At 63.2% G+C, this 3,699-nt stretch carries 4 protein-coding genes; all 4 read right to left on the reverse strand.

The window, feature by feature from the left end; all coding sequences use genetic code 11:
• Positions 1-132: 132 nt before the first annotated feature.
• The gene (locus BQ7477_RS10780; RefSeq protein WP_073983893.1) at positions 133-948 is read right to left on the reverse strand and encodes a MetQ/NlpA family ABC transporter substrate-binding protein; all 816 of its coding nucleotides are present in this window, start codon (positions 946-948) and stop codon (positions 133-135) included.
• 83 nt (positions 949-1,031) lie between these two features.
• Entirely contained in the window at positions 1,032-1,769 is a 738-nt protein-coding gene (locus tag BQ7477_RS10785) for a methionine ABC transporter permease (RefSeq protein WP_073983894.1), read from the reverse strand.
• Complete coding sequence (locus tag BQ7477_RS10790) at positions 1,766-2,797, reverse strand: methionine ABC transporter ATP-binding protein (RefSeq protein WP_073983895.1); 1,032 nt, start codon at positions 2,795-2,797, stop codon at positions 1,766-1,768. The genes BQ7477_RS10785 and BQ7477_RS10790 overlap by 4 nt, the downstream gene beginning before the upstream one ends.
• A gap of 592 nt (positions 2,798-3,389) precedes the next feature.
• On the reverse strand, positions 3,390-3,699 hold a 310-nt coding region (locus BQ7477_RS10795), incomplete at its 5' end, for a fluoride efflux transporter FluC (RefSeq protein WP_073983896.1).

Raw genomic sequence — 3,699 nt, forward strand, 5'->3', positions numbered from 1 at the left:
GGGTGGGCCCCGGACCCTCATGGTTCCGGGGCCCCCCCCAATCAGCTATCCGCTCAAGCCCGCGCGCCTCACCGCAGCCATCGGCGAGATCACCCGCCGCGCGTGCACGCCCGGCGCGCCCAGGCCTCGTTCTCAGAACGCCGGGATGACCGAACCGTCCGACCAGGTCTGCTCAATGTACTGCTTGACCTGATCGGAGTGCAGGAGCTCTTCAAGCTTCGCAATGGCCTCAGCCTTATCCGAACCGTTCTTCCACACCAGGACGTTCACGGCAGGGTTGTCCACGGGTGACTCGACGACGAGGGCGTCGCTGCTCAGGCTCAGACCACCCTCCTGCGCGAAGTTTCCGTTGATGACGGCGTAGTCGAAGTCCTCGAGCGAGCGCACAAGCTGCGGCCCATCAACCTCATTGAAGGTGAAGTTCTTCAGCTTCGTGACAGTGTTGATGTTGACGTCGCCCTCACCCTCGGGGATGGACACGAGGCCCTGGGTGGCCAGCAGGCGCAGCGCGCGCTCCTGGTTGGAGGTATCAGAGATAATACCGATCGTGCCGCCGTCGGGCAGCTCATCCAGGGACTGGTGCTTCTGCGAGAAGACGCCGAGGGGCTCCAAGTGAATGCCCGCGCCAGCCTCAAAGTCGTAGCCAGCCTGCTTTTCCGCGTTCTCCAAGTAGGGGACGGTCTGGTAGAAGTTCGCGTCGAGCTCACCATCGTCGAGCGCCGCGTTCGGCTGGACGTAGTCGGTGTACTCGACGACCTTAATCTTGATGCCGGCATCCGCAGCCAAGTTGTCGTTCACGTAGTTCAGGATCTTCGCGTGGGGCGAGGGGGTCGCGCCCACGGTCAGGGTCACGACGTCGGAGGAGGTGGACCCAGAGCCGCCGCAGGCCGTCAGACCCAGGGAGGCGACGGCTGCCAGGGCGAGGGCCGCGAAGGAGCGATGACGCATGATGCTTCTCTTTTCTGTGTTCTTCAATGGGATGGGACGAGGCCTGGGCGGCCTCGGATGGACGAGATGGAGTGAGCGCTGTTTCAGCGCGCGCGGTGATCGAGTCTGCGCGACACGAAGTCGCCGATCAGCTGGATGACCTGGACGATGACGATGATCGCGATGACCGTGGAGATCATGACGTCGTCCTGCCAGCGGTTGTAGCCGTAGTTGATGGCCATCTGACCCAGGCCGCCGCCGCCGACGGCGCCCGCCATCGCGGAGTAGCCGATGAGCGTGATTGCCAGCGTCGTGATCGACTGGACGAGGGCGGGCAACGCCTCGCGGATGAGGACACCCCAGCGGATCTGCCGGTTGGAAGCGCCCATCATCTGGGCGGCCTCGACCTTTCCGGGGTCGACGGCCAGGAGGTTCGTCTCCACGAGTCGCGCGAAGAAAGGCGCGGAGAGGATGACGAGGGGCACAACGGTTGCCAGGGAACCCGTGGACTTGCCGACGATCATTTTGGTGACCGGAATCAGCATGATGATGCCGATGATAAAGGGCAGGGAACGCACGATATTGACGACGAAGGAGAGGGCCTGATACACGCCCTTGTTGGGGGTGAGGCCGCCCTTGCCGGTCTGGACCAGGAGGAGGCCCAGCAGCGTTCCGATGACGACCGCGAAAACGGTGGACAGTCCCGTCATCATGAGGGTCTCGAAGATCGCGGGGACGAACTTCTGGGTGAGGGCAGGGTTGTCCAGCCACGTGGGGTCACCCTTGCCCGTGGGGGCGAGTACACTGACGGCACTCGCTGCAGCGAGGTAGGCGGTGGTCATTGGTCCCTCACTTCCGCGTGAACGTCATTCTTACGCAGCTGTTCGATGATCTTGTCAGCGTGGTAGGCAGGCACAGTCAGAGCCAGTCGACCAACCTGCACACTCCCGAGGGATTCGAAGGTTCCCGCAGTGATGTCCGCGCCCATGGACGACGCCAAGCGCAACACGGTCGCGCCCGTGGGCACGCCCGGGTGAGATGTGAAAACGACGTCCAGGAGGACAACACCCGGGTCGACCGCGTCTGACCCGTGCGAGCGTTGGTGGGAGGGCAGAGCCGGGACCGTCTCGACGACGGGCATGGGGACCAGCTCGCGGGCGAGAGGCGTGGCCGGGTCGGCGACGACTTCTTCAAGGGTTCCGGTCTGCCGGACCTTGCCGTGACCGAGGAGTGTCACGAAGTCACAGATTTCGCGGACGACAGACATCTCATGGGTGATGATGACGACGGTAACACCCGAGACGTCACGGACGCGGCGCAGCAGCGACAAAATCTGCGCAGTGGACTCGGTGTCGAGGGCACTCGTGGGCTCATCACACAGAAGGACGCCAGGGTTGTCAGCCAGGGCTCGGGCAATACCCACGCGCTGGCGCTGACCACCGGAAAGCTGGGAGGGATAGGAATCCCCGCGTCCGGCCAGGCCGACGAGTTCCAGCAGTTCATCGACGCGGGCGCGACGCTTGTTCGCGGGGACGCCCGCCAGCTTGAGCGGGTAGCCAATATTGTCGGCGGCTGTGCGCGCGTCGAGAAGGTTCGCGGACTGGAAAACCATGCCGATGTGGCGGCGTGCGGCCCTCAACTGTGAGCCGGACAGGGTCGACAGGTCGAGACCGTCGACGACAATACTGCCCTCGGTGGGTTTCTCGAGGGCCGTCAGGCATCGGATGAGGGTGGACTTGCCTGCGCCGGATCGACCGACGATGCCGTGAATGGATCCGCGGTCAACGTGCAGGTTCACCCCATCGAGTGCGACCACTTGGCCGCCGTTTTTCACGGGGTAAACCTTGGACACCCCGGTGAGGTCAATCATGAGCTTCTCCGTTACTGGGCCGTTCGGCCCGCACAATCAGCATATGGGGGCGGCGCGCGGGCGCGCGCGGCATGCTGTTACAAAACACCGTATCGTGGCTAAACCCTCACTGAACTGCCCGTCGACCCTGCGCCCCCGGCCCCGGCCCTCCCCCTTCATCCCGGCCTCGCCCCTGGCGCGCCCTCGGCCCCGGCCTCGCCCCTTCCCCCAAAAAAGTCGCACGTAATTTGGGTACCCTCACTTTTCTTAGGGCCTGAGAAAACGTTGCAATTCCAACGATCACAATTCAAATCATGAAACAACTGCGAGGGAATTACGTGCGACATTTTTGGGTAAGGATAAACGCGGGTCTGTGCGTACATCCAGCCTCGCCCCCAAAAGTCGCACGTAATTTGGGTACCCTCACTTTTCTTAGGGCCTGAGAAAACGTTGCAATTCCAACGATTACAATTCAAATCATGAAATAACTGCGAGGGAATTACGTGCAACATTTTTGGGTAAGGATCGCGCAGGCCTGCGCTCAGAGAACAAGCAGAGCAAGATAACAAACAGAGCCATATGACAAGCAGAGCCCGGAACGCCCCGACGAGGCTCACACGACGGCGATGCCCACAACCGCCGCACCCCAGGACACCGCCCACGTGCCCAGCGCGAGAGCCAGCGAACGCCCCCGGAACCCCGCCCAGAGGGAGACCGCGTCCACAACCGCGGTCGAGAAAGTCGTGAAACCACCCAGGAACCCCGTCGACACGATCGGCATCAGGTGGGCGGGCACCAGCTGAGTCGCCGCGCCGGCCAGGAAACACCCGATCACGTTGACCACCAGGATGCCGAGCTTCGCAGCAGCCGGGTCACCCCACGAGTCCAGCGCGCGCTGCACCCCCCGATCCAGCCAGAAGCGG

The sequence above is a fragment of the Actinomyces bouchesdurhonensis genome, assembly GCF_900128465.1.
In the GTDB taxonomy this organism is placed as follows: domain Bacteria; phylum Actinomycetota; class Actinomycetes; order Actinomycetales; family Actinomycetaceae; genus Pauljensenia; species Pauljensenia bouchesdurhonensis.

What these genes read in the sequence shown, in the direction of transcription:
- BQ7477_RS10780 (WP_073983893.1), bottom strand. Translation starts at nt 948, where the DNA reads ATGCGTCATCGCTCCTTCGCGGCCCTCGCCCTGGCAGCCGTCGCCTCC.
- BQ7477_RS10790 (WP_073983895.1), bottom strand. Translation starts at nt 2,797, where the DNA reads ATGATTGACCTCACCGGGGTGTCCAAGGTTTACCCCGTGAAAAACGGC.
- BQ7477_RS10785 (WP_073983894.1), bottom strand. Translation starts at nt 1,769, where the DNA reads ATGACCACCGCCTACCTCGCTGCAGCGAGTGCCGTCAGTGTACTCGCC.